This window comes from Rhodoferax sp. ZS1R8 (assembly GCF_056521325.1).
The window spans coordinates 109,419-134,466 of the sequence record NZ_JBWMBA010000003.1; the positions used below are offsets into that span (position 1 = coordinate 109,419).

Genomic DNA, 25,048 nt, shown 5'->3' on the forward strand with positions numbered 1-25,048 from the left:
TGACGCGCAGGTCTAGTTGAAATAAAAGGGAACAAAGATGTCGCTGGCCTGGTGGCCCACCGTGCGCACCCATTCACGTGAGAAGCGTTCGCCCAGGCGTTTGAAATCGGCTTCCAGGTCGGTAGAGATGCGCTCTACCTTGATGCCGTTAGCCTGCAATTCCTTGGTCGATGTGTACGCCAGCGCTTCGCTGGCGACCCAGCCACGGCTCTCAGCATCGCTGGCCGCCTTGACCACGGCAGCCTGTGTGTCGGGTGCCAGGGCATCAAAGCTCTTGGCACTGACAAACACAATGTTCTTGGGGTACCAGGCGCTGATCTCGTAGTAGTACTTGATGGGGCCCCAGACCTTGTTCTCGACACCGGTCACGGCGGACGTGATCATCGCGTCGAGACGTCCGCTTCTGACAGCCTTGTCCACATCCACCATGGCCACGTCCACCGGTGTGGCGCCCAGCATCTCTGCAATGCGCACGGTGGTCTGGTTGTAGGTTCGCATCTTCATGTTTTTGAAGTCGTTGGCGTTGGTAACCGGGCGCGTGGTGTAGAGCCCCTGGGGTGGCCACGGTACGGCGTACAAAATCTTCAGGCCGCGCTGTGCAAATTCCCGCTCCATGCCGGGGCGCTGCAACTGCCACAGGCGCTGCGCCCGCTTGTAGGAACCCACCACAAAGGGGATGGAATCGGCTCCGGCAACGGGTATGTCCTTCACCATGCTGGTCATGATGGTCTCGCCCGCCTCCACCTTGCCATCTTGCACGGCCTGGCGGATGTCGGTGAGCTTGAACAGGCTGCCATTGGGTGCCACCTCGATCTTGAGCTGGTTTTTCGTGGCCGCCTCCACCGCCTGCCCGAACTGCACAAGATTCTCAGTGTGGAAGGACTCGGCGCGGTAGCCGGTCGCAATCTTCCAGGTCGCCGGGGTAATGGCCTCAGCATGCAATGTTGAGACGTAGCTCAGCCCGGCCGCGCACAGCGCAGCGATCCAGATCGTTTTCATGGGGTGCTCCTGCAGTGGCCGGGCCTAGAGGCCCAGATACGCCTTCTTGATGTGCTCGTCATGCAGCAGGGTCTGACCCGCGCCTTCCATGACAATGCGGCCCGTCTGGATGACGTAGCCATAGTGGGCGATGTTGAGCGCCTTCTGCAGGTTTTGTTCCACCAGCAGAATAGAAACGCCGGTGGCGTTGACTTGCTGGATCACATCCAGCACCTTGGTGACAAACTTGGGCGCAATCCCCCACGAGGGCTCGTCCAGCATCAGGAGCTTGGGCCGTGCCATCAGGCCGCGGGCAATGGCCAGCATCTGCTGCTCGCCACCGCTCATGGTGCCGGCCAGCTGCGTGGCGCGCTCTTTCAAAATCGGGAACAGCCCCAGCATCTCGTCAATGCTGCTGGCCACTTCGTGTTTGTCCCGGCGCGTGAAGGCGCCCAGCTCCAGGTTGCGCAATACCGTCAGGCGCGGGAACAGACGACGGCCTTCGGGCACCAGCGACAAGCCCAGCGGCACACGCTTGTCGGCCGCAATACCATGGATGGGTGCACCGTTGAAATGGATGCTGCCGGCCGCCGCACGGTTGAGCCCAGCGACTGCACGCAGCGTGGTCGATTTGCCGTTTCCGTTGCCACCCACCAGGGCCACAATCTTACCGGTCTCCACTTTCAATGTGACATCGGAGATGGCCAGCACGTCGTCGTAGCAGACCTTGAGATTTTTGATTTCCAACATGCTTCAATCTCCCAGGTAGGCGGTGATGACCTTGGGGTCATTCGACACCTGCTGCGGTGTGCCCTCGGCGATCTTGACGCCGCGGTCCAACACCACAATCTTGTCAGCGATGGGCATGATGCCCTCCAGTACGTGTTCCACGATCAGGCAGGCGGTGCCGCGGGCGCGTATCTTCAGCACCACGTCTACCGCTTCGCGCACTTCGGACGGATTCAGGCCCGCCATGACCTCGTCCATCAACAAAATGCTGGGCTCAATGGCCATGGCCCGGGCCACGGCCAGCCGCCGCTGCTCACTGATGGTCATGCTGCCAGCGGGCTTGTCGGCAAACTGTTGCAGGTTGACAAAGGCCAGCCACTCCATGGCGGCTGCGCGTGCCTTGGCCACGTTGTGCTGCAGCAGCAGTGCGGCCGTCATGACGTTCTCACAAGCCGTCATGCTGGTGAAGGTGCGTGCCACCTGGAAGGTGCGGGCCACACCGGCACGGGCACAGGCCTCGGGCGGCAGACCGGCGATGTTGCGACCGTTGAGCACAATGCTGCCGGCAGTCGGCGCAAAGAAGCCGGCCACGCAGTTGAACATCGTCGTCTTGCCGGCGCCGTTGGGGCCGATCAGACCCACCACCTGGGCCTTATCCACGGTAAACGACACATCCTGGTTGGCGGTCAGCCCGCCAAACTGTTTGCTGACGCTATTGACTGTTAGCAAGCTCATGCTGCTTCTCCCTGCTTGGGCTGCTGTGTCGCCGCATGTGCAGCCAGCTGCCGCGATGCATCGGCACGTGCCTGGCCCCGTTCCTTGAAACTGCGAACCCATCCCAGAAGGCCCGTCGGGTAGAAGACGGCGATCACGATGATGAGGCTGGCGTAGATGATGACGTCGGTGCCGCGGCCGGTACCGCCAAACAGGATGCGGGTGAACTCCTCGATGCTGGTCAGCACCACGGAGCCCAAAACGGGGCCGAACAAGGTGCCTACACCGCCCAGAATGGCGACCAGGGCCATCTTGATGGATAGCGCGGTAGACAGCACCGAGTTGGGGTCTATGTACAGCTCTTTCTGCGCATACAAGCTGCCACCGAGGGCGGAGAAAAAGGCGCTCAACGACAAGGCGATTTGTTTGTATCGGGCGATATTGACGCCCACGCTGCGGGCGGCATCGGGTTCGTCCTTGATGGCGCGGAAGTAGTAGCCCAGGTAGCTGCGCTCGATCCACAGGTTGGCCGCCAGCGTGACCAGCAGCAGGCCCAGCGCCAGCCAGTAGTAGGGCAGCTTGGTGGCAAAGTTCATCCACAGCCAGCCTTGGTGGTCCATGGGCACATACAGGCCCACGGCCGTGCCACCGTATTCCCATTCGGTAAAGAAGATTTGCACCAGCTCGGCCACGGCAATGGTAGCCATCGCGAAGTAGTGACCCTTGAGCCTAAAGCACGACCAGCCAAACGCCAGGCTCAGCAGCGCAGCCACGCAGCCACCGGCCAGCACGCCGATCCAGGGGTTGATGCCGAACTTGATCAGCAGCAGCGTGGAGGTGTAGGCACCCAGGCCAACAAACGCGGCGTGCCCCAGCGATACTTGGCCGGCATAACCACCCACCATGTTCCAGGCCACGCCCAGTTGGGCCGCCATCAACACCAGGATGACCATGTTGAGGTGGGACGAATCCACCACCATCGGCAGTGCCAGGGCCAGCACGATGGCGGCAATTGTGAGAAAAGTATTTTTCATGGTATTCACGCTTTGCCCATCAGGCCTTGGGGGCGGAACATCAGCACACCCAGGAACACGACCAGCACGATGGCAGTCTTGTACTGGGGCCCTAACAGCAGGCCACCCATGACCTCGATCACACCGACCAAAATGCCGGCCCAGAAGGCACCGGTCACACTGCCAAAACCACCCAGGTTGACGACCACAAAGGCCAGCAGGATGAAATTGGCGCCCACGTCGGGGAAGATCGGGAAGAAGGTGGACAGCAGCACACCAGCCGCACCGGCACAGGCGGCACCAATGCCCCAGGCCAGCGAAAACATCTTGTGCGAATCAATGCCCATCAGGCGGGCGGCTTCCTTGTCGGACGCCGTTGCCTCTAGCGCCGCACCCAGGCGGGTCTTGTTCAGGAAGAAATAGATCAGGCCGGTGATGACAACAGCCCCAACACCCGCCACCAGTTGCGGCATGCCGAGCTGGATATCAAACAGTTTGACGGTACCGCTGACGGCGGAGTTTTCGATCGAGCGGAAGTCGGGCTTCCAGAAAAACTGCGCCACACCGCGCAGCAGGATCATGATGCCAAAGGTCGTAAAGATCTGCGACAGCATGGGCGCCTGCATGATGCGCACGATGACCAATCTGTACAGCAACACGCCGAAGGCAAACAGCATCAGCACGGTCAAAGGCAGCGTCAGCATCGGGTCCAGCGCATACAGCGAGAACAGCCAGAAGCTGGAGTACATGCCCAGCATCAGGAACTCGCCATGGGCAAAGTTCACAATGTCCATGACTCCGAAAATCATGGTCAGGCCGATGGCAACCAACGCGTAAATCAAGCCTATCAGCACACCCGAAGCGAGTGTCTGCAACAGAATTTCGGTAGTCATGAAAAAAGTCTCTTTGGGATCGGTTCTAAAGACTTGCGCTTATTTGCGCTGGTCCCATTTCGGCATGGGCCACACCACATCCTTCGCGGCCATGTTGAATGGCCACACCGTGTTGTACTTGCCGTCAATGATCTGCACCAGAATGCCCTGGCCCAAGGTGTTCTGCCCTGTCGCATCAAACTTCACACCCTTCCACGGCATGATCAGCTTGTTGCCGGGTATGTCGGTCGCCACCAAAGCCTTGCGAATGGCTTCTGGCTCGGTAGAGCCTGCGCGGTTGATGGCATCGGCCATCACCATCAGGCCGGTGAAGGTGCGCGACGAGTTGCCGGTGAAGTTGATTTTGTAACGGCTGTTGAGCAAGTCATTGACCTGCTTGATCAGCGGATTGCGCGTGGCCAGGTCCAGCGCCCACACTTCGCGGGTGATGATGTACTCGGCATCCTTGCCCAGCGTCTTGATGAAGTCGGTGTCGGTAAAGCCAGCGTTGTTGGCCAGGATCATGTCGGGCAGGAAGCCCAGTTCCTTGTAGGTCTTGATGGACATGATGGCGTCCGCGGTGTAGGACGATTGCAGTAGCAGATTGGGGTTGGCCGCTTTCAAGGTCTGCACTTCGGAGGTGAGCTGCGTGGTCTTGGCCGCGTAGGACACTTGCTTCACCAGATTTTGGCCAAACTCTGCCGCCAACTTGGTTTGCAATTTGGTGGTCTCGGAGCCCCACAAACCGTTTTCATTGAGCGACGCCACGGTCTTGGGTTTGATGCCCTTCTTGGCCTCCAGCTCTTTCAAGAATTCAAAGGCGTTGTGCACGAACAGGTCGTCATGGGGCGTGGTGCGGAAGAACCATTTGAAGTTACGTTGCGTCAGCGAGGCCGACGACGACTCGGGGTTCAGGAAAGGCACGCCCGCGCGCTCGGCCACCTGGCTGGCAGTCGCAGTGACCGCACTGTTGTAGGCACCGACGATGGCCACCACTTTCTCTTGCGTGATGAGGCGCTCAGCCTCGGTCGCACCGATCTGCGGGTTGGCCTGGTGGTCGGCAAAGACCAGCTTGATCTTGGCACCCTTCAGATTGGGCAGGCCCTTGCCGGCGGAAAACGGCAGGTCGGCAATACCGGGCGCGCCGTTGTTGATGACGTCCGCTGCCAGCTCCAGCGCATTGCGCAGCTCAGCACCCACCGCAGCGCCTGGGCCGGTCAGCGGGTAAATGACACCGATCTTGACCTCTTGCTGCGCCTGCACGCTCCAGCTGATGCAGACACCGGCTGCAACCGTGGCCACGCGGGCCCATAGAGATTTCTTCATTTGATAGCTCCTTGTAAAGATAATTTCCGAATAACTGACCTTACGGATCAAGTCTCGGGTTCAGCTCAGTTTGAAATATGGATCAACGTTTTTTGTAGGCTTCAATGATCGCAATGCCGTCTGGGCCGGCTGAGGCCATCCACTCCCTGACCATGGTGTCGCCAATGGTGTTCATGCCTTCACGCACTTCGTCGGTCGACAGGCCTGTTGTCATGCCCTTCTTATTCAGCTCCTTGATATAGGCTGCATCTATTTTTCTGCTCATAGCCCAGCCGCGCTCTTCCGCCGCTTTGCCAGCCGCTACCACAGCGTCTTGCGTCGATTTGTCCAACATTTCAAAAGCCTTCTTGTTGACTACCGTCGCATTGCGGGGCAACCATGCGTTCACAATGTAGAAGTACTTGGCTTGCTCGTAGAGTTTGCTGTCGATGCCGCTGGCGCTGGATGTCAAAAAGTTGTCAACTGAACCGGCTGCCAAAGCCTTACCCAGTTCTGCCAGTTGGATGGTCACAGGTTGGGCTTTCAACATTTCTGCGATTTTGGTCGTTGAAGGGTTATAGGTTCGCATCTTGGTACCCCTGAAGTCCTCTAGCCTGGTGATGGGCTTGATGGAATACAGAGACTGGCCGGGCCACGGTACGGAAAACAGCAGCTTCATGCCCTGGCTGTCCAACAACTTTTCGGTGGCCGGCCTCGCCGCTATGTACAGCCGGGTAGCAGCGCCGTAGCTGGAAGCCAAGAAGGGAATGGAGTCCACGCCAAAGAGGGGATTTTCATTCGAATAAGCGGACAGGATGAATTCTCCGGCCTGGGCTTGGCCCGACTGAACGGCCTTCTTGATCTCAGGCATTTTGTAAAGTGTCGCGCCAGCGTGCACTGTGATCTTCAGTTTTCCACCCGTGGCTTTGGCCACATCATCGGCAAACTGCTGCACGTTTTCGGTCTGGAACGTATTGGTGGCATATCCGGTTGGCAGGTCCCACTTCACCTGCGCGCAAACCATTGAAGGTGCAAGGGTCGCGGTAAGGACAAGGGCCAAAGTCAGTGCAGATGTTTTCAAGGGACCTCCGGAGTTGTGGCTTCAAAACGAAGCGAGTTGCTGGTTTAGCAAATCGGTGATCAGCATCGCGCCCGGCGCATGCGTGATGCATAGCGCGGGGCGGGCCTGCGCCAGTGCGGCTTGCGGCGTAACGCCGCAAGCCCAGAACACCGGGATCTCGTCGGCCATCACTTCGACCGCGTCGCCGTAATCGGGTGTGGACAAGTCACGGATGCCGATCAGCGCCGGGTCTCCCAGGTGCACCGGAGCGCCATGCACATTCGGGAAGCGCGACGTCACCTGCACGGCACGGATGGCTGCTGCAGCTTTCATGGGCCGCATGGACACCACCATGGGGCCGCTGAACACGCCGGCCGGCTGGGTCTGGATATTGGTGCGGTACATGGCCACGTTGCAGCCCTGCTCGATATGACGCAGTGGCAAGCCCGCCTCCAGCAAAGCTTGCTCGAACGAGAACGAGCAGCCCAGCACAAAGCTCACCATGTCGTTGCGCCAAATGGCGCAGATGTCTGTTGGCTCATCGACAACTACACCGTGGTGCCAGACGCGGTAGCGCGGCAGGTCGGTGCTGATATTGACGTCTACTCCCAGGCTGGGCAACGAGGGGTTACCGGGCTCGGACACGGCCAACAGCGGGCAAGGTTTGGGGTTGCGCTGGCAGTAGCGCATGAAGTCAGTTGCCAGCACTTCGGGCAATATGACGACATTGCCCTGCACGTGGTCACTGGCCAGGCCGCTGGTATGCGAGTGCCAGGCGCCGCTACGGATTTGGGACCGCACCCGCTGTGCGCTTTTGGCTGCTTCAGCGCTGAAAACCGATGCGATGGATTGCGACACAGAGCTCACGGGACTTCCTCAATTCACATGCCAATTCGATGACGATGGGCGAATTGTGGAAGCGCATGCTGTGTTCCGCAAATTAGAAATATATTGCTATTACCATCGATTTTTTCGATGGCTAGGGTTTACCCTTTGTCGTCTTTTTTGGTGCGCCGTATGCACCGTCGACAAAGGCCATCGCGGACTTGACGACCGTTTCTACTGCATTCGATGAGGGGTCGGTGCGGTAGCTGGCATGTATGGGCAGCGCCTGCAATTTGGCATCGCATGTCAACAACTTGAGACTGGCAAAGCCCGTCAGGCGCTGCAATGCGACGCGGGGCAATAGGGCTACACCGAAGCCACCCTGCACCAGTTGGACCATGGCCGAAATCGACGAGATGGCATGCACCCTTTTGGGCTCCATCCGGTACTGGCGGAACAGATCCAGCAGCGCGACGTGAGGATGCGAGCCCTTTTGGAAGGTCAACAACTCCATCTCGGCCAGTTCATCGAGCCGATACTTTCTTTTTTTATGCAACACAGGATGGCCCACGAAAGCCATTTCCATCGCCGGCAGCGCGCGATTGCGCACGCCGTCGGCCGATGCGGGCAGCACCGCAAACACCAGGTCAAGCGTGCCGCGCTGGATGTGGTCCATCAGAATGGGGGTAGTTTCCACCGTCAGCTCCAACTCCAAGCCAGGCTGGTCGTTGCGCAGCTTCTCCAGCCACGGTATCAGCCACGAGTGCAATACAGATTCGATGGCGCCAATGCGCATGGACACGGCCATCGGCGCCCCCGAGCCCATCTCGGCCTTGACCTCGCGCTGTAGCTCCAAAAGACGTTGCGCATAAGCCAGGAAACGCACGCCGGGCGTGGTCAGCTTGAACTGCTTATCGCGCCTGTCCAGCAGCAGCACCCCCAGCTCTTCCTCCAGCGTGGAGATGCGGCTGGACATGGCCGATTGGGTCAAGAACAATTTGTCGGCCGCCCGCGAAATGCTCTTGAGCGAGGCGACCCAGTAGAAAGCTTCAACAAACCGCAGGTTCATGGCATGGCACTTGGCGTGTTCTTGGCGAGAATTTGCTCGTATGCTGCTATTGTTACCCCAACCCCTCAGCCTTGGGAATTACACCCTCGGTGGGCTTCAACCCGTTGTGCTGCAAAGCATGACCGACACGCCATACTGCCCGACCGGGTGATGGGCAAAAAGAAGCAAGTCAGTAAACTGGGACCATGATTTCTATCCTTGCGATTTGTGTCGGAGCCAGCGTCGGCGCCTTAGGGCGCTGGGGCCTAGGCCTGTGGCTCAGCCCCAGCAGCGCTGTCATTCCCTGGGGTACCTTGGCGGCGAACCTGGTCGGCGGCTACCTGATCGGTATCTGTGTCGCGGTGTTCCAGGCCATGCCGCAACTGGACCCGGTGTGGCGCCTGGCCCTGGTGACTGGTTTTCTGGGTGGTCTGACCACGTTCTCCAGCTTTAGCGCCGAGGTGGTCACCATGCTGCTGCAGCAACGCTACGCACTAGCGTTGGGCACAGCCGGTGTGCATGTGGCCGGCTCGCTGTTGCTGACCGTGGCCGGCATCTGGACCGCCAACCATTGGCTCGCACCGGCATAGCCGTTCGCAGCGTGTGGCTTTGCACCGGGCTGTGAATCCGGCACACTAAGCAGCCTATGTCCCACCTCAAACGACTGCTGCGACGCCTGTTCAACCTGTCACTCGGGCCGGTGCTGGCACTGGTGCTGATCTTTGAGGAATGGGGTTGGGAGCCGCTGCAACGGCTGATAGGCCGCCTCTCCCGCCTTCCACTGTGGGCGCGCATGGAGGCGCTGATCGCCCGCCTGCCACCCTACGCCGCGTTGCTGGCCTTTTTTGTGCCCGCACTAATGCTGCTGCCGATCAAGCTGCTGGCACTGTACTGGATAAGCAACGGCCACACCGTGCTGGGCCTCACCGTGGTGCTGGCGGCCAAGATGCTGGGCACGGCGGCCGTGGCTCGGCTGTTTGCATTAACGCAGCCGGCTCTCATGCAACTGCCCTGGTTCGCGCGGCTCTACGGTCGCTGGAAGCCCTGGAAAGATGGCCTGATTGCCCAGATGAAGGCGTCCGCCCCGTGGCGCACCATGCAGGCGTCGGTACTGGCGCTGAAGGCATTGCTGCGCGCTCTGCGTGACGCGATTCTCAACAAGCCTTAAACAATTATTTGCTGACGGTGGGTGAGTGCGCTACAGCACGGTAAGCGCCGCCGCGAGGGCGCAGCATGGAGTCTTTAGAAGCTAAGACTTGCCACCATGCAGAAGTACACCATTGCCGTCTTCGTCGGCAGCCTGCGCCGCGAATCGTTTAACCGCAAACTGGCCCACGGCTTGGCTCTGCTGGCCCCGGAGGAGTTCACGTTTGAGCAGTCAGAGATCGATGATCTGCCACTCTACAACCAGGACGACGATGACCGGCCCGCAGCGTCCGTGCAGCGGCTGAAGGAAGAGATCAAAAAAGCGCACGGCCTGCTGTTCATCACACCCGAATACAACCGTTCCATCCCCGGCGTACTGAAGAACGCCATCGACCACGCCTCACGCCCCTATGGCAAGAGCGCGTGGGCGGGCAAACCAGCCGGGGTGCTTGGCGTATCGGTCGGCGCCATGGGCACTGCGATGGCGCAGCAGCACCTGCGCAATGTATTGGCCTATCTGGATGTGCCCACGCTAGGTCAGCCCGAGGCCTATATACAGGCCAAGGACGATCTGTTTGACGACAGCGGGCGTATAGGCGAAGGCAGCCGCAAGTTTCTGCAAAGCTGGATGGACGCATATCTCGGCTGGGTCAAGAAAACCATAGGCCAATAGGCCTGTAGCCCGTGTAGGACAAGCGTAACCCGCTATCACAACCATAGCAAATTTTGAAGGGATATATCATGCAGTTGACGCACAACAACGTATCGGAGCCCGTGTGGACCGTGCCCTTGGTCGCGGTTCTGGTGGTGGGTTTGCTAGTGGTCTTCTACGCCGTAGTCAGCAGTGCCACCAAGGCTGCTGAAGTGCGCCGCCAGGCTATGGCCACACACACGGCCGCGTTGATGCGCTGTAATGCAATGGCCGGTCGCAGCGCGACGGAAAATTGCCGCCAGAGCCTTGATGCCACCAACAAAAATCTAACCGCGGAAGCACCGTTACTGCTGTTGGCAGGCCAATAACGCAGTAACGCGTGACATCTAACGGGGCATCTCGTAATCGAGCTTCTCGACCCTGCCACGCCAGTAAGGCCAACGTCCCCCGGGCACGATCCACGCTACCTCGGCCTGCATTGGCACCTGCATGCCGCTGTGCAGTTGGTAGCTGGACAGACGTACCTCCCACGGCATCGGCACCATCGCACCGTTTAGCAACGCACTGCGTTCGGTACTGCGGATGTACTCCACCCAGCCGTCCGCATTGAAGGTAAACACCAGGCTCACCGTCAGCGAACCGTCGGTCAATGTGGCCTGCGCCGAATGCGCATCCACCGCCTTCCACTGCACGCCTTGGCTGGGCAACAGTGCCGTGGGGTACCAGACACTCTCGGCAAAGTAACGGATCAGCTCCCCGCGCGCAATATCCGCATTGCCCTCGACACCACCCACATCAATCAAGCCAAACACCGAGGGCTGCAATGTGCCCACTCCCGCCACATACGCGTCCACGATGCGCACCGTGATGCCGGGCGAGACCTTGACCGCCGCATCCCATACAAAACCGGGTCTCTTGGTCGCAACGCGCTGGCGGGCGGCGAACGGCTCCCACTGCTCGGTGCCGGGGGTGCTGCTGCGGTTGAAGGTGCCCGTCTGCTCTAGATACAGCTTGCGAACCATGGGCTGGTACATGTTGAGCGCCTGCGACAGGTAGCGCTGCACCACTGGCGGCAGGCCTCGCAGCTCCTCATCGTCATAGCGCTGCGGCTTGGCAGGTGGCGAAGCAGCCTCCAATACCTGCAAGCGCGCGTCCGCGTCCCTGGCCCAGCGCACGTTGGACCACAAACCCAATGCGAGACTCAGCAGCGCCAATGCAATCGCACTGCGCACAGCCCATTTCAGCGGCGCCCACTTCCTAAGCGGCTGATCAGGCGCGTAGCTGGGTACGACGAAATCCCCCAAAACCTTGTTCACGTCACGGTCATGTGGAAGTTTGTTTTCGGTGGTCATGAAAGTCGAGGGGTATGCCCACGGGGATCAGGGCGGGGGTGGAGCTTACCGCGTTTTGCCAAAAGCCAACCATGGGGAGACTCTTGCGGCGGTCTTCATGCCCAGCACGAGGGCGCGACGAGGCACTAAGCAAGTGGCATCAGCCCCGACGTCTTGCAGGTGTACATCGCCTGGTCTGCCACGTCCAGAATGTCCCGCAGGTTGTCGCCGTCCCGTGGGTACCAGGCATAACCAACACTTGCCCCCACCGCTACGGTGACGCCAGAATCCAGCACCAGGTTCTGCGACAACACGTCTACCAGCTTGTTGCCCAATGTCTCCAGTTGTGATCGCTCCGTGATCGACTCGACGATCAACACGAATTCATCTCCACCGAGTCGGGCGACAGTGTCGGACTCACGGACCATGGAAACCAGACGCTGGGCAACCGTGACGAGGACTTTATCGCCCGCCGCGTGTCCGAAGGTATCGTTTATGGCTTTGAACTTGTTCAGGTCCAGCATCAGCACAGCAAACTTCCTTCGGTTGCGGCGCGCGTGGCGCATGGCCACCTCGAAACGATCCATCAGCAAAAGTCGGTTGGCCAACCCCGTCAATGGGTCTAAAAAGGCGCTCTTTCGCAATGCGCGCTCGGCATCCTTCAACTTGAACAAATACTTCTTGAGACGTGTATTGCGCTCGGTGACCCGCCGCAGCCGCAAGGCCAAATGCAGCGCAAGCAACGCAAAAACCAATGACAACGCCGCAAGGACGTACAGGTAGAAGGTGTGCTGCATGGTTACAAGCGATTCTGGGCGCAACACGCCGTAATTGCTATTTCTACAACACTTTCTTACAAAGCTAGTCTCCCTGACGGCTGCAGTGCGAACGAACCCGATCTATTTGGCACCCAGCAGTATGGTTACGCGGTTTTGATGAGCCCATACGCGGACTCGGTGGTCACGAATGGCGTTGTCTATAACAACGTGGTCGTGACGCTGGGTGCGTATACGCTCCATAGCGTGGGAACCACTGCCCCACTATGCAGCAGTGACTGCAGCGTGTACTTCAGCAGATTTCACCCGTTTTCCCAACGCGGTGTGCGCGCAGTCAAACCATGCTCTGCGGCACCACCCAGGCGTCAAAATCAGCGGCGCTGACCGCATCCAGCGCCAATGCGGCATCGCGCAGCGACGTGCCGTATTGGTGTGCGTGCTTGGCAACAGCAGCCGCCTTGTCGTAGCCAATGTGCGGGGCCAGCGCGGTAACCAACATCAGCGAATGGGCCACCAGCTCAGCAATCCGCGCACGGTCCGGCTCCAGCCCCTGGGCGCAATGGCGATCAAAGCTGAGCATGGCGTCGGACAACAGGCGCACGCTTTGCAAGAAATTGTGGATGATCAAGGGCTTGAACACATTGAGCTCAAAGTTGCCCATGGCACCGCCGATGCCCAGTGCGACGTCGTTACCCATGACCTGGCAACAGACCATGGTCAATGCTTCGCACTGCGTCGGGTTGACCTTGCCGGGCATGATGGAGCTGCCTGGCTCGTTCTCCGGCAGGCGCAATTCGCCCAAACCTCCCCGCGGGCCACTTGCCAGCCAGCGCACATCATTGGCAATCTTCATCAACGCAACGGCCAGTGTCTTGAGCGCACCATGCGCGCTGACCATTTCGTCGTGGGCGGCCAGCGCTGCGAAGTGGTTGTCAGCACTGCGTAGTGCCAAGCCCGACTCCCACGCCAGCCGCGCCGCTACACGCGCACCAAATTCGGGGTGGGTGTTCAAGCCGGTGCCCACCGCCGTTCCGCCTACGGCCAGTTCCATCAACGGCGACAGGCTGCGCTCGATGGCCTCCTGCGCGTGCACCAGTTGCGCAACCCAACCCGATACCTCCTGTCCCAGCGTGATGGGTGTGGCATCTTGCAAATGGGTGCGCCCCATCTTGACAATGGTGGCGAACGCATCCGCTTTCGCAATCAACGTGGACTGCAACGCATCCAGTGCCGGCAGCAGGCTCTCTGTCATTTCCATCAGCACTGCCAAATGCATGGCGGTGGGAAAGATGTCGTTGGACGACTGGCCCATGTTGACATGGTCATTGGGGTGCACCAGCCGGCCCATGCCCCGCTGACCACCCAGCATTTCCGAGGCGCGGTTGGCCAAAACCTCGTTCATGTTCATATTGGTTTGCGTGCCAGAGCCTGTCTGCCAGATCGATAGCGGAAACGCATCAGCGTGCTCGCCCGCCAACACTTCGCCTACCGCTTGCGCGATGGCGTCGGCTACCGCGGCATCCAGCAGGCCCAGCTCGCAGTTCACATGGGCAGCGGCGCGCTTGGTGCGTGCCAATGCAAACACCAAAGCCTGCGGCATTCGCTCTGTGGAGATTGCAAAGTGCTGCAATGAGCGCTGCGTCTGGGCGCCCCACAGCGCATCAGCGCTAACCGCGATGTCTCCCATGGAGTCGTGCTCCATGCGCTGATGCTGGCTTGTGCTACTGGTAGCGGTCATCGCAACTCCTTGTGCAAGTGCCGACAACGCGCGACTGCACGCGCACGGCGGCTAATGCTCGGATTGTGGCAAATCCTCCAGCAGGTCGGCAAGCTCGTCAGCATGTTCTTCCTCAACTGCAAGAATGGACTTCAACATGTTGCTGGTAGTAGGGTCGTCATGGCCGAGGTAACGCACCATTTCGCGGTAGCTCGTAATCGCCACACGTTCAGCGACCAGATTCTCGCGAATCATGTCGACGAGCGTGTCACCAGCCACATACTCGGCGTGGCTGCGGCCACTCAAGCTGTCCGGGGAGAAATCGGGTTCGCCACCCAATTGCACAATACGTTCTGCCAACAAATCGGCGTGTCCTAGTTCCTCGTTCGCGTGTGCCAAAAATTCTTCTGCAATTCCCCGCGCATGGATGCCGCGGGCCATAAAGTGGTGGCGGCGGTAGCGCAGCACGCAGACCAATTCGGTAGCCAGGGCTTCGTTAAGCAATTGGATGACTTTGGCGCGGTCAGCAGAGTAGTCGGCGGTGACTGCCCCCTGCTCGATATGCGCTCGGGCGTCGCGGCGCAAGGTATCAACGCTGGTCAAAGGAGGCTTGGTGTTATCTGGCATGGCTATCTCGCTGAAGTAAAGTTAGAAAAAATGCGCTGCTAGCTACTGACTAGGCAGAGAGGGGAAAACAAATTTGCACAGACGATGCAGTGTCTGCATGCACGGTCGAGCGCTCCGGTTCCCACATAATCCATTTCGCGTCCTGGCCGTCAGAAATTGGCAGGTTGCAAAACGGCACGCTTTCCGCAGTGAATTTGGTAGCGGCCTTGAATTCCACCCAACCCTGGTCGTTCGACCAAAAGCCAGCGCCATCGCTGGTCACCAGCTGGTGCGGCGAATACAACACAAAATTTACTCTATGGACGGTCTGTCGGTTCATGCCACCCATCCTAGGTAGGCTGCGGCCCAGGGTCTGTGCGCCCCCACACGCAGCGAAGCCGGCAAAACAACCCCGTTCTTAGCAAAGCCCAAGCCATCGCAAGGGTAAACACCAAGTCCACGTGTCAGGTTTTTTACAGCCGTTTCGGGCACCATTGGCGGGTCGCAAGCGGGGCAATGCCCACGCCTGCCCGTTAACAATCAAGTAGATGGAGAAACACAGTGACCGCACTCTTGAAGCTCGCGCAGGGAATGGATTGGATCAGTGAAAAGTTTGGCGTTCTAGCCTCCTGGACAGTGCTGTTTGCAGCACTGATCAGCGCACTGAACGCCTTTGTGCGCTATGGCTGGGATTGGAGCTCCAACTCTTATATGGAAATCCAGTGGTACCTGTTTGCCTACATGGTCATGGTGGGCGCGCCGATCGTGCTGAAGCTAAACGAACACGTTCGGGTGGACCTGATCTACGGCAAGCTCAAGGGCAATGGCCCGGTCTATGTCGACCTGTTTGGCCTGACCGTCTTCCTGCTGCCGGTAGTGACGCTGCTGATGGTCCTGTCCTGGGGCTATTTCCTAAATACCTACACCTCCGGCGAAATGTCGCAAAACGCCGGCGGCCTGATCCGCTGGCCGGCAGTGATGGCCCTGCCCCTTGGCTTTGGCATGATGCTGTTGCAAGGGCTCTCCGAGATCGTCAAGCGCGTGGCCTACCTGCAAGGCAAGTACGAAATGGACACGCACTACGAAAAGCCTCTGCAATAGCCGCACGCACCAGAACAAGACACTCAGGAACTCGATATGCAAATGGAACATTTCCCCCCGATCATGTTCGCGGGCTTGATCGTCATCATGCTGATTGGTTTTCCAGTCGCATTTTCGCTGGCCGCATTAGGCCTGGCCAGCGGGTTTTTTGCCATCCAGATGGGATGGTTTCCGGCTGCCTTCATGGGCAACCTGCCAATTGCAATTTTCTCCATCCTCAACAACGAATTGCTGCTGGCCATCCCGTTCTTCACCTTTATGGGGACCATTCTGGAGAAGTGCGGACTCGCAGAAGACATGCTGGACTCCATGGGCCAGCTGTTTGGGCCCAAGCGCGGCGGCATTGGCTACTCGGTGATCATCGTGGGCTTCATCCTGGGTGCCATTACCGGTACCGTGGCAGGCCAGGTCATTGCCATGGCGCTGATCTCGTTGCCGGTGATGATGAAATACAACTACAACATGCGCTACGCCACCGGCGTGCTTGCGGCGTCGGGCACGATCACGCAGCTGGTGCCTCCGTCGTTGGTGCTGGTGGTGCTGGCTGACCAGTTGGGCCGACCTGTGGGCGATATGTACAAGGGCGCCTGGGGTCCGTCCATCCTGCAGGTGGCCATGTTTGCGATCTACACCTTTGCGCTGACCCGAATCAAGCCGGACTACCTGCCCGCCATTCCTGTCACCGAGCGCACTCTGAACGGCTGGGCGCTGTGGAAGAAATGCCTGCGCGGCATCATCCCCTCGGCCGTGCTGATCTTCATGGTATTGGGCTCCATGGGTGGCCTGCCATTCCAGAACTCCGCTGTTGCCACCCCCACCGAAGCGGGTGCCATGGGCGTTGTCGGCGCGTTGATTTTGGCCGCCATGTCCAAGCGCTTGACCAAAGCCCTGCTATGGGACGCCATGAGCGGCACCATGCGCCTGACGGCCATGGTGGTATTCATTCTGATCGGTTCACGGGTGTTCAGCCAGGTGTTCCAGGGCGTGGACGGTGCCAAATGGGTTGAGCATCTACTGACCGGCCTGCCCGGCGGGCAGATTGGCTTCCTGATCGTGGTCAACGTGTTCGTATTCTTCCTCGCCTTCTTCCTCGATTTCTTTGAGATCGCGTTCATCATCGTGCCCATGCTGGCACCGGTGGCCGACAAGATGGGCATCGACCTGATCTGGTTCGGCGTGCTGTTGTGCGTCAACCTGCAGACCAGCTTCATGCACCCGCCGTTTGGCTTTGCACTGTTCTACCTGCGCGGCATTGCCGACACGCTGTTCAAGGACAAGCGCATCCCGGTGCCAGTGAAGTCCAACGACATCTACATGGGCGCCATACCGTGGGTGCTGATGCAGGTCATCCTGGTCATCGTCGTGATCTTTGTACCGCAGTCGGTGACCATGTTCCTGGATGAAAAGGTGGAGATCGACATTGACAAGGTCAAGATCGAAATGCCGGCCGAAGAACCTGTACCGAACGCCGACATGAAGCCCGGTGAAGCGCCGGCCCCAGGCTCTGCACCACTGGAAGGCGCTGCCGCCGAGAAAGCGGCCGACGACGAGCAAAAGAAGATCGACGAACTGTTCAAGAAATGACGATGGCGCTGGCCGCTCCCGCACTCACCCCGGCATTTGCCTTTCAGCTACCGGGCGGACCCATGGTTTGCCCGGCGTTCTCTCGCCCATTCAAGCTGTTGGCCGCTGGGCTCATCGCCATGGCGCTGGCCTGGGCCGCACATATGTGGAGCACCGGCGTACTGGACTGGTCGCTGCGCTCCAGCGGTTGGCTGGTGGCGGCCTTGGGCATGATGTCGTACACCGTGTGGCACATCCTGAATGGCCTGACCACGCTGGACGAGACCGGCCTGCAACAGACCTGGGTCTGGCGCAAGCGGGTAGAACTGCATGAGCTGGCCTATGCCAAACTGATACGCGTGCGGGGCTTGGAGTGGCTGATTGCGCCCCGCCTCTACACCCGGACCTTTTCCAACAAGCTGGCCTGCTTCTACGCTATCTCCCCCGCGATGCTGAACGAATTTCAGCGCATTGAACAAACGCTGAAGCAGCGGTCTGTGCAGGTTTGACTTGCTACTGACGCCCCAGAACAAACACTGATAAAAAAACCGCGCGGTGCGCGGTTTTTTGTTGGGCTGCTGCCCCTCATCCGTTGGGGACAGATCTGACGATCTGTCCCCAAGCGTTTACAACTTTTGCGACTGCATGAAACTGTCGAAGCGTGCCTCGGTAAAACGGAACCACAGGTTGGAATCGGCACGGAACTTGGCGTAGTCCGCGTAGATGACCTTCCAGTCGGGGTTGGTGTCGTTCAGCTGGGCATACAGTGCCATTGCTTCCTTGAACGCCAGCGCCATCACATCGTTCGGGAAGGGGCGCAGCTTGGTGCCAGCACCCACCAACTGCTTCAGCGCAGCAGGGTTGCGGGCGTCGTACTTGGCCTGCATGTCGGTGTGGGCGTAGGCGGCTGCGGCTTCCACAATCGCTTTGTACTCGGGCGAGAGTGCGTCAAAGGCCTTTTGGTTGATCAGCAGATCCAGCTGGGGACCGCCTTCCCACCATCCGGGGTAGTAGTAATAAGGGGCGACCTTGTTGAAGCCCAGCTTCTGGTCATCGTACGGACCCACCCACTCGGCCGCATCGATGGTGCCCTTTTCCAGCGCGGTGTAGATTTCACCGCCGGGGATGTTCTGGGGCACGCCGCCCATGGGCGACAGCACCTTGCCGGCAAAACCGCCGATACGCATTTTCAGGCCCTTGATGTCCTGGACCGACTTGATCTCCTTACGGTACCAGCCACCCATTTGGGCACCCGTGTTGCCCATGGGGAAGCTGGTCATGCTGTACTTGGCGTAGAACTCGCGCATCAGCTTCAGGCCATTGCCTTCATACATCCAGGCCGTCATCTGGCGGCTGTTCAGGCCGAAGGGAATGGCGCAACCCAGCGCAAACACTTCATTTTTGCCGAAGAAATAGTACGGCGCGGTGTGTGCACACTCAACGGAGCCTTGTTGCACGGCATCGACGACACCAAACGGTGGCGTGATTTCGCCGCCCGCGTGGGTAGAGATTTCAAACTTGCCGCCCGACATAGCCTTGACCTTGGCGGCAAACACTTCTGCAGCGCCAAAAATGGTGTCCAGGGCCTTGGGGAAGCTCGACGACAGGCGCCAACGCACAGCGGCCTGCGCATGCACGGCGGGTGCGACACCCGCAGCCAAAACGCCGGCGATGCCAACGTTTTTGATGATTGAACGACGATCCATTCGTGTACTCCAGATAGGTTTTCAACAATCTCGGTGCGCGGGAATTCCGTGCAGCAAGGACTGGCATGAGTCAAACGGGATTGTAGGAAGCTGCCTTGTGGCAACCGTGGGGGTTTTCCCTCGAAAACCGCCGCAAACGCAGCCCTTCAGGATTCTGAAAGCAATGGGACTTACAAGCAGAAATCTACACGCGGTGGGAGACGGTAGGCCAATACCTTAGGCCACCCGCGCAACCGGTGTCAGCAGTGCAGCAAAGCGGCGTGCGACCGAAGCCTGAATACCGGCAGCGTCCAGCCCCTGCAAGGCCAGCAAACGCGCAGGGTCACCGTGTTCGATGAAAGTATCTTCCAGGCCCAACTGCAGTACGGGCACAGCAATATTGGCAGCGGCCAAAGCCTCGAGCACGGCACTGCCGGCACCGCCCATCACACAGCCCTCTTCGACAGTGACCAACGCATCGTGGCTGCGCGCCACCTGCAGCAGCAGTTCGGTGTCCAGCGGCTTTGCCCAGCGCATATTGACGACGGTGGCGCCCAGGGCCTGCGCGGCTTCGAGCGCCGGATGCAGCACGGTGCCGAAGGCCAGTATCGCAATGCCCTTGCCCTGGCGGCGAATCTCGCCCTTGGCAAACGGCAAGCCTTCCAGTCCAGCCTGCTGTACCGCACCAACGCCAGCGCCCCGCGGGTAGCGCACGGCTACCGGGTGGTTTTGCGCGAACGCGGTGCTGAGCAGCCGGCGGCATTCGTTCTCGTCCGACGGGCAGGCCACGCTCATGTTGGGTATGCAGCGCAGGTAGGCAATGTCGTATGCGCCGGCGTGCGTGGCGCCGTCTGCACCGACCAGACCGGAGCGGTCCAGCGCAAACACGACCGGCAGGTTCTGGATGGCTACGTCGTGCACCAGTTGGTCATAGGCGCGCTGCAGGAATGTGGAGTAGATCGCCACCACGGGCTTAAGGCCTTCGCAAGCCATGCCGGCGGCAAAGGTCACCGCGTGCTGCTCGGCGATGCCGACATCGTAGTAGCGGTCCGGGAAGCGGTTGTGAAACTCCACCATGCCCGATCCTTCACGCATGGCCGGTGTTATGCCGACCAGGCGCGGATCGGCTTCGGCCATGTCGCACAGCCAATGGCCAAACACCTGGCTGAACGTGGTCTTGGGCGCCACGGCGGGCTTTTGCACGCCCACTGCCAGGTCTATCTTGCCGGGAAAGTGGTAGGCCACCGGGTCGGCCTCGGCCAAGTCATAGCCCTTGCCCTTCTTGGTCACCACGTGCAGGAACTGCGGACCACTCAACTGCTTGATGTTTTCCAGCGTGGGGATCAGCGAATCGAGATCGTGGCCATCGATGGGGCCGATGTAATTAAAGCCAAATTTCTCGAACAATGTCGCAGGCACGACCATGCCCTTGGCGTGTTCTTCGATGCGCTTGGCCAGTTCAAACAACGGTGGTGCGCCCTTCAGCACGGTCTTGCCGGCGTTTTTGGCAGCAGCGTAGAAGCGGCCGCTCATCAACTGGGCGAGGTAGCGGTTCAGCGCGCCCACCGGGGGGCTGATGCTCATGTCGTTGTCGTTCAGGATGACCAGCAAATTGGTATCCGACACGCCGGCGTTGTTCAGTGCCTCAAAGGCCATGCCGGCCGTCATCGCACCGTCGCCGATGACGGCAACCACGTGGCGATTTTCGCCCTTGTGCTTGGCAGCCAGCGCCATACCCAATGCTGCCGAGATGGAGGTGCTGGAGTGCGCCGTGCCAAAGGTGTCGTAGGCGCTCTCGTTGCGCTGCGGGAAGCCGCTGAGGCCGCCCAACTGGCGCAGCGTAGACATACGGTCGCGCCGTCCGGTCAGTATCTTGTGCGGATAGGTCTGGTGGCCCACATCCCAAACAATGCGGTCTTCGGGCGTGTTGTAGACATAGTGCAAGGCCACCGTCAGTTCCACGGTGCCCAGGTTGGAACTGAGGTGTCCCGTGGTCTGCGCGACGCTGTCCAGCAGGTAGGCCCGCAACTCGTCGCTGAGTTCGCGCAGTTGGGCGCGCGGCACCTCGCGCAGGTCCTGCGGGTCATTGATGGTCTGCAACAGGGGGTATTTATGGTTTGACATTTGCTATATTTTTAGTAGCTGCTTACGCACGGTGGACGAGGGCTAGCGGCTGATTTATTGAAGGCAATCGGTCATCAGTGTGCACGGTTGACCACCATGTTGGCCAGCGCACGCAGAGCGTCGGTGTGGGCCAACCCGCTGGCGTCCAGCGCAGTCAGCGCCTGGCTCAACAGCTGCTGCGCATAGGCTTGGCTGGCCTGCAAACCCATCAGCGACACATAGGTGGGCTTGTTGTTGTCGGCATCCTTGCCGGCGGTCTTGCCCAAGGTTGTGGAGTCGGCCGTCACATCCAGGATGTCGTCCACAACCTGGAAGGCCAGACCCATGGCAGCGCCATAGCTCTGCAGGGCCTGCAGCGCCTGGGCGCCGGGTGCGCCGCAATGGGCACCCATGACGACGCTGGCTTGCAGTAGCGCGCCGGTCTTGAGTTCATGCATCTGGCGCAATTGCGATTCGGTCAAGGGCAGTCCTACGCTGGCCAGATCGATGGCCTGGCCGCCGGCCATACCCGCGCTACCGGCGGCGCGCGCCAGCAGGCCGCACAGGCGGGCCTGCGTGGCAGGCTGCACCGAGCCGTCTTGCGGGGTCAGAAACTCAAAGGCCAGGGCCTGCAGTGCGTCGCCAGCCAGCAGTGCGCTGGCCTCGCCAAACTGCACATGCACCGTGGGTTTGCCCCGGCGCAGCACGTCGTTGTCCATGCAGGGCATATCGTCGTGGACTAAAGAATAGGCGTGGATCAGTTCCACGGCGCAGGCGGCACGCAGTGCGGCCTCGCGGGTAGTGGCGCCGTCACCCTGGCACACGGCCTCGTGCGCGGCCAGCACCAGCAGCGGGCGCAGGCGCTTGCCGCCGTCCAGCACAGAGTAGCGCATGGCTTCGACCAGCTGCGCCGGTGCGCCATGGCTCAAGCCCTGCGGCACGTCGGCTGTAACCCAGCGGCTCAGAGCCTGCTCGACCTGGGCCAGGCGGATGGCGCTCCAGGCATCCAGGTCAAAGCCCTGCGGTTGGCGTGCAGCAGCGTGCGGGGGCGCGGGAGTGGCGGTTTCAGCGGTCATAACACTCATTGTGGCTTCCAGACCTTCAGCGTGCCGTCGTCCAAGACCTTGATCTGGTCTTCGACGGCTTGCAGCTTGTCGCGACAAAACTGCAGCAGGAGCGCGCCACGCTGGTAACCCGACAGCAACTGGTCCAGCGGCATGGCACCCGACTCAAGCTGCCCCACCAGTTGCTCCAGCTCACCCAGTGCGGCCTCATAGGTGGCGGGCATGGCGGCGGCTGCAGCCGCTGGAACGACTGGGGTAGCGGTATCGGATGTGGCGGGGGCCTTGGGCATGGACGGGTGGAATAGGAATGGGGCAGAAATCTGCAAAACGCGATTTTAGGCGCTTGGCGGGGCCTGGAGCACAGGGGCATTGTGCCCCGGGGTACAATCCACACCCCTAGGCAGCTCTCAAGGTAGCTGCCTCAACGCCTCCCGGTAACGGGGGCAGCTAACCCCCGGCAACGGGGGTTTTGCATCTATAGGACCGAGAATTGTGCAAACAATGTGCAGAAGTGACTACTCCCCGAGAGTCAAAAAACCCGCAAAGCCGCTAACCATGCGGGTTTCGACAGAGTCAACTACAGGCACTCCGTCACAACTACCAGTCTCAAGCTACTTTGATACCGCGCTGTACCAGCGCGAGATGCAAACTATCTTCCAGAACGGGCCCCGCTATGTGGGGCATTCTCTCAGTGTGCCCAACGTGGGCGACTACTACGCCTTGCCGCAAGAACAAGAGGGGCGCGCCCTGGTGCGCAATGCCGCCGGCGCTGTGGAGCTGATTTCCAACGTGTGCCGCCACCGCCAGGCGCTGATGCTCAAGGGCCGTGACTCACTGATCCACCCTGCCAGCGACAACGGCCGCCGCGTCGCCAGCGCAGGCGGCAATATCGTGTGCCCGCTGCACCGCTGGACGTATAGCGGCGCCAACACCGGCGCCCACAACGGCCCACATTCCGGCGGCACCCCTGCCCCGGCCGGCACGCTGATCGGTGCACCCCACTTCGAGCAAGACCCCTGCCTGAACCTCAAGAATTACCCGCTGCAGGAGTGGAATGGTCTGCTGTTTGAGCAAAACGGTCGCAATGTGGCGGCTGATCTGGCCGGCATGGGCCCACGCGCGGCGCTGGACTTTGACGGCTTTGTGCTGGACAAGGTGGTCATGCACGAGTGCAACTACAACTGGAAGACCTTTATCGAGGTCTACCTGGAGGACTACCACGTAGGCCCATTCCACCCCGGCCTTGGCAAATTCGTGACTTGCGATGACCTCAGCTGGCAGTTTGCCGACAACTACTCGGTGCAAACGGTAGGCGCAGCCGCGCAACTGGCCCGTGCCGATGCCGGTGCCGGCTCGCCCGTTTACGCGCGCTGGCAAAAGGCGCTGCTGGACTACCGCAATGGCGTGCCGCCCCAGCAGGGTGCGATCTGGCTGACCTACTACCCCCACATCATGGTGGAGTGGTATCCGCATGTGCTGACCGTGTCCACGCTGCACCCCATGGGGCCTAACAAAACCATGAACATGGTCGAGTTTTACTACCCCGAAGAGATTGCCGCGTTCGAGCGCGAGTTTGTCGAAGCCCAGCAAGCCGCCTACAACGAAACCTGCCTGGAAGACGACGAGATCGGTGAACGTATGGATGCCGGCCGCGCAGCGCTCTACGCCCGCGGCGATGATGAGGCAGGGCCATACCAGACGCCGATGGAAGACGGCATGCCGCACTTCCATAGCTGGTACCGCCGCCAAATGGGCAAGGTGTGAGCGTGCGGCAGCGACCCGCGCCGCAGCGGAGCGTGGGGGCCACATAGTGCAAGCCTTGTGGATGGTATTGGGCGCGTTTCTGTTTGCCACGATGGCAGTCGGAATCAAGTTCGCGTCCTCCAGCTTTGGCACGATGGAGCTGGTGTTTTACCGGGGCATCGTCAGCATAGTCTTCATGGCAGTCGTGCTGCGTGCCCGCGGCACCCCCTTGCGAACCCCCGTGCCGATGATGCACCTGTGGCGCAGCACCGTGGGCGTACTGTCATTGAGCGCCTGGTTCTACGGCATTGCCCACTTGCCGCTTGCCACGGCGATGACGCTGAATTACATGAGCGGCGTGTGGGTCGCAGCCTTTATCGTCGGCGGTGCCCTGCTCTACGGCCAACCCCAGCGCCAGGGCCCGCTGATGGGTACCGTGCTGCTAGGTTTTGCTGGGGTGATCATGACGCTACGACCCACGATTGACCAGGACCAGTTGTTTGCTGGCGTCATCGGTCTGCTGTCGGGCATTGGTGCGGCGCTGGCCTACTTGCAGGTGACGGCGCTGGGCAAGGCAGGCGAGCCCGAGTTGCGCACGGTCTTCTATTTCGCCATTGGCACCACCGTGGTGGGTGCGGTCGGATCGGTCTACACCGGGTTTACGCCGTGGGCTCAGGTCGGCGGGACGGCTGCGGCCTGGGTGGTACCGATTGGGGTTTTGGCTTCGCTGGGTCAGTGGTGCATGACCCGCGCCTACAGCTCTGGCGCCACGCTGGTCGTGGCCAGCATGCAGTACACCGGCATTGTGTTCTCCGCCATCTACAGTGTGACGCTGTTTGACGAACGCATAGCACCTATCGGCTGGGCAGGCATTGCCGTCATCGTGGCCAGCGGTATTCTTGCGACCATATTGCGCTCGCGCGCCCTGCCCAACACCCCGGCCGAAGATCACTGAAGATGTGGCCCCCACGCTCCACCGCTGCGCGGGTCGCTGCCCCCCAAGGGGGCGCTCGTGCC

26 protein-coding genes are annotated in these 25,048 nt (G+C 60.2%); 9 read left to right on the forward strand and 17 right to left on the reverse strand.

Annotation, left to right across the window (positions count from 1 at the left end):
* Positions 1 to 12 precede the first annotated feature (12 nt).
* From AC097P_RS11395 to AC097P_RS11435, 9 genes are all read right to left on the reverse strand, one after another.
* Positions 13 to 999 (reverse strand): TRAP transporter substrate-binding protein, encoded by a 987-nt coding sequence (locus AC097P_RS11395; RefSeq protein ID WP_479610536.1) that lies wholly within the window; start codon positions 997 to 999, stop codon positions 13 to 15.
* Between the two features lie 24 nt (positions 1,000 to 1,023).
* On the reverse strand, positions 1,024 to 1,728 hold the full coding sequence (locus tag AC097P_RS11400) for an ABC transporter ATP-binding protein (protein ID WP_479610537.1): 705 nt from the start codon (positions 1,726 to 1,728) through the stop codon (positions 1,024 to 1,026).
* Positions 1,729 to 1,731: 3 nt separating this feature from the next.
* Positions 1,732 to 2,442, reverse strand: a complete 711-nt coding sequence (locus AC097P_RS11405; protein ID WP_479610538.1) for an ABC transporter ATP-binding protein — start codon at positions 2,440 to 2,442, stop codon at positions 1,732 to 1,734.
* Positions 2,439 to 3,455: a branched-chain amino acid ABC transporter permease gene (locus tag AC097P_RS11410; protein ID WP_479610539.1), complete on the reverse strand. Its 1,017-nt coding sequence runs from the start codon at positions 3,453 to 3,455 to the stop codon at positions 2,439 to 2,441. Before AC097P_RS11410 ends, AC097P_RS11405 begins: the two co-directional genes overlap by 4 nt.
* 5 nt (positions 3,456 to 3,460) lie before the next feature.
* Positions 3,461 to 4,327 (reverse strand): branched-chain amino acid ABC transporter permease, encoded by an 867-nt coding sequence (locus AC097P_RS11415; RefSeq protein WP_479610540.1) that lies wholly within the window; start codon positions 4,325 to 4,327, stop codon positions 3,461 to 3,463.
* Between the two features lie 39 nt (positions 4,328 to 4,366).
* A complete protein-coding gene (locus AC097P_RS11420; RefSeq protein ID WP_479610541.1) occupies positions 4,367 to 5,632 on the reverse strand; it encodes an ABC transporter substrate-binding protein in 1,266 nt (421 codons plus the stop codon).
* A gap of 82 nt (positions 5,633 to 5,714) precedes the next feature.
* Positions 5,715 to 6,635: a TRAP transporter substrate-binding protein gene (locus tag AC097P_RS11425; protein ID WP_479611061.1), complete on the reverse strand. Its 921-nt coding sequence runs from the start codon at positions 6,633 to 6,635 to the stop codon at positions 5,715 to 5,717.
* Positions 6,636 to 6,713: 78 nt separating this feature from the next.
* On the reverse strand, positions 6,714 to 7,529 hold the full coding sequence (locus AC097P_RS11430; RefSeq protein WP_479611062.1) for a putative hydro-lyase: 816 nt from the start codon (positions 7,527 to 7,529) through the stop codon (positions 6,714 to 6,716).
* Between the two features lie 121 nt (positions 7,530 to 7,650).
* Complete coding sequence (locus tag AC097P_RS11435) at positions 7,651 to 8,565, reverse strand: LysR substrate-binding domain-containing protein (protein WP_479610542.1); 915 nt, start codon at positions 8,563 to 8,565, stop codon at positions 7,651 to 7,653.
* Positions 8,566 to 8,750: 185 nt separating this feature from the next.
* On the opposite strand from AC097P_RS11435, the gene crcB reads away from it, so the two are divergent.
* The 4 genes from crcB (at position 8,751) to AC097P_RS11455 (ending at position 10,710) form a co-directional block, all read left to right on the forward strand.
* Entirely contained in the window at positions 8,751 to 9,134 is a 384-nt protein-coding gene (crcB, locus tag AC097P_RS11440; protein ID WP_479610543.1) for a fluoride efflux transporter CrcB, read from the forward strand.
* A gap of 56 nt (positions 9,135 to 9,190) precedes the next feature.
* Positions 9,191 to 9,712: a hypothetical protein gene (locus AC097P_RS11445; protein ID WP_479610544.1), complete on the forward strand. Its 522-nt coding sequence runs from the start codon at positions 9,191 to 9,193 to the stop codon at positions 9,710 to 9,712.
* Positions 9,713 to 9,808: 96 nt separating this feature from the next.
* The gene (locus tag AC097P_RS11450) at positions 9,809 to 10,363 is read left to right on the forward strand and encodes an NADPH-dependent FMN reductase (RefSeq protein WP_479610545.1); all 555 of its coding nucleotides are present in this window, start codon (positions 9,809 to 9,811) and stop codon (positions 10,361 to 10,363) included.
* 68 nt (positions 10,364 to 10,431) lie between these two features.
* Positions 10,432 to 10,710: a hypothetical protein gene (locus AC097P_RS11455; RefSeq protein ID WP_479610546.1), complete on the forward strand. Its 279-nt coding sequence runs from the start codon at positions 10,432 to 10,434 to the stop codon at positions 10,708 to 10,710.
* An 18-nt stretch (positions 10,711 to 10,728) separates the two neighbouring features.
* Here the strand turns inward: AC097P_RS11455 and AC097P_RS11460 are convergent, their stop codons facing one another.
* From AC097P_RS11460 to AC097P_RS11475, 4 genes are all read right to left on the reverse strand, one after another.
* The gene (locus AC097P_RS11460) at positions 10,729 to 11,694 is read right to left on the reverse strand and encodes a DUF6920 family protein (RefSeq protein WP_479610547.1); all 966 of its coding nucleotides are present in this window, start codon (positions 11,692 to 11,694) and stop codon (positions 10,729 to 10,731) included.
* 125 nt (positions 11,695 to 11,819) lie between these two features.
* Positions 11,820 to 12,470: a diguanylate cyclase domain-containing protein gene (locus AC097P_RS11465; RefSeq protein ID WP_479610548.1), complete on the reverse strand. Its 651-nt coding sequence runs from the start codon at positions 12,468 to 12,470 to the stop codon at positions 11,820 to 11,822.
* Between the two features lie 313 nt (positions 12,471 to 12,783).
* Positions 12,784 to 14,187 carry a class II fumarate hydratase gene (gene fumC / locus AC097P_RS11470; RefSeq protein WP_479610549.1) on the reverse strand — a complete coding sequence of 468 codons (1,404 nt, stop codon included), beginning with the start codon at positions 14,185 to 14,187 and terminating at the stop codon, positions 12,784 to 12,786.
* A 51-nt stretch (positions 14,188 to 14,238) separates the two neighbouring features.
* Positions 14,239 to 14,793 (reverse strand): ferritin-like domain-containing protein, encoded by a 555-nt coding sequence (locus AC097P_RS11475; protein WP_479610550.1) that lies wholly within the window; start codon positions 14,791 to 14,793, stop codon positions 14,239 to 14,241.
* Between the two features lie 540 nt (positions 14,794 to 15,333).
* Here AC097P_RS11475 and AC097P_RS11480 point away from each other — a divergent pair.
* The 3 genes from AC097P_RS11480 to AC097P_RS11490 are packed head-to-tail and all read left to right on the forward strand — an operon-like array spanning position 15,334 to position 17,945.
* Positions 15,334 to 15,873: a TRAP transporter small permease subunit gene (locus tag AC097P_RS11480; protein WP_479610551.1), complete on the forward strand. Its 540-nt coding sequence runs from the start codon at positions 15,334 to 15,336 to the stop codon at positions 15,871 to 15,873.
* 36 nt (positions 15,874 to 15,909) lie between these two features.
* On the forward strand, positions 15,910 to 17,457 hold the full coding sequence (locus tag AC097P_RS11485; protein WP_479610552.1) for a TRAP transporter large permease: 1,548 nt from the start codon (positions 15,910 to 15,912) through the stop codon (positions 17,455 to 17,457).
* The gene (locus AC097P_RS11490; RefSeq protein WP_479610553.1) at positions 17,454 to 17,945 is read left to right on the forward strand and encodes a hypothetical protein; all 492 of its coding nucleotides are present in this window, start codon (positions 17,454 to 17,456) and stop codon (positions 17,943 to 17,945) included. The genes AC097P_RS11485 and AC097P_RS11490 overlap by 4 nt, the downstream gene beginning before the upstream one ends.
* Before the next feature lie 117 nt (positions 17,946 to 18,062).
* Here AC097P_RS11490 and AC097P_RS11495 read toward each other — a convergent pair whose 3' ends face one another.
* The 4 genes from AC097P_RS11495 to xseB all read right to left on the reverse strand — a co-directional run bounded on the left by AC097P_RS11495 (position 18,063) and on the right by xseB (position 22,578).
* A complete protein-coding gene (locus AC097P_RS11495) occupies positions 18,063 to 19,142 on the reverse strand; it encodes a TRAP transporter substrate-binding protein (RefSeq protein ID WP_479610554.1) in 1,080 nt (359 codons plus the stop codon).
* A gap of 216 nt (positions 19,143 to 19,358) precedes the next feature.
* Positions 19,359 to 21,245: a 1-deoxy-D-xylulose-5-phosphate synthase gene (gene dxs, locus AC097P_RS11500; RefSeq protein WP_479610555.1), complete on the reverse strand. Its 1,887-nt coding sequence runs from the start codon at positions 21,243 to 21,245 to the stop codon at positions 19,359 to 19,361.
* 74 nt (positions 21,246 to 21,319) lie between these two features.
* Positions 21,320 to 22,300 carry a polyprenyl synthetase family protein gene (locus tag AC097P_RS11505; RefSeq protein ID WP_479610556.1) on the reverse strand — a complete coding sequence of 327 codons (981 nt, stop codon included), beginning with the start codon at positions 22,298 to 22,300 and terminating at the stop codon, positions 21,320 to 21,322.
* 5 nt (positions 22,301 to 22,305) lie between these two features.
* Positions 22,306 to 22,578: an exodeoxyribonuclease VII small subunit gene (gene xseB, locus AC097P_RS11510; protein WP_479611063.1), complete on the reverse strand. Its 273-nt coding sequence runs from the start codon at positions 22,576 to 22,578 to the stop codon at positions 22,306 to 22,308.
* Between the two features lie 265 nt (positions 22,579 to 22,843).
* On the opposite strand from xseB, the gene AC097P_RS11515 reads away from it, so the two are divergent.
* Together AC097P_RS11515 and AC097P_RS11520 are read left to right on the forward strand one after the other, a co-directional pair.
* The gene (locus AC097P_RS11515) at positions 22,844 to 24,052 is read left to right on the forward strand and encodes an aromatic ring-hydroxylating oxygenase subunit alpha (protein ID WP_479610557.1); all 1,209 of its coding nucleotides are present in this window, start codon (positions 22,844 to 22,846) and stop codon (positions 24,050 to 24,052) included.
* 46 nt (positions 24,053 to 24,098) lie between these two features.
* The gene (locus AC097P_RS11520; protein ID WP_479610558.1) at positions 24,099 to 24,986 is read left to right on the forward strand and encodes a DMT family transporter; all 888 of its coding nucleotides are present in this window, start codon (positions 24,099 to 24,101) and stop codon (positions 24,984 to 24,986) included.
* Positions 24,987 to 25,048 lie beyond the last annotated feature (62 nt).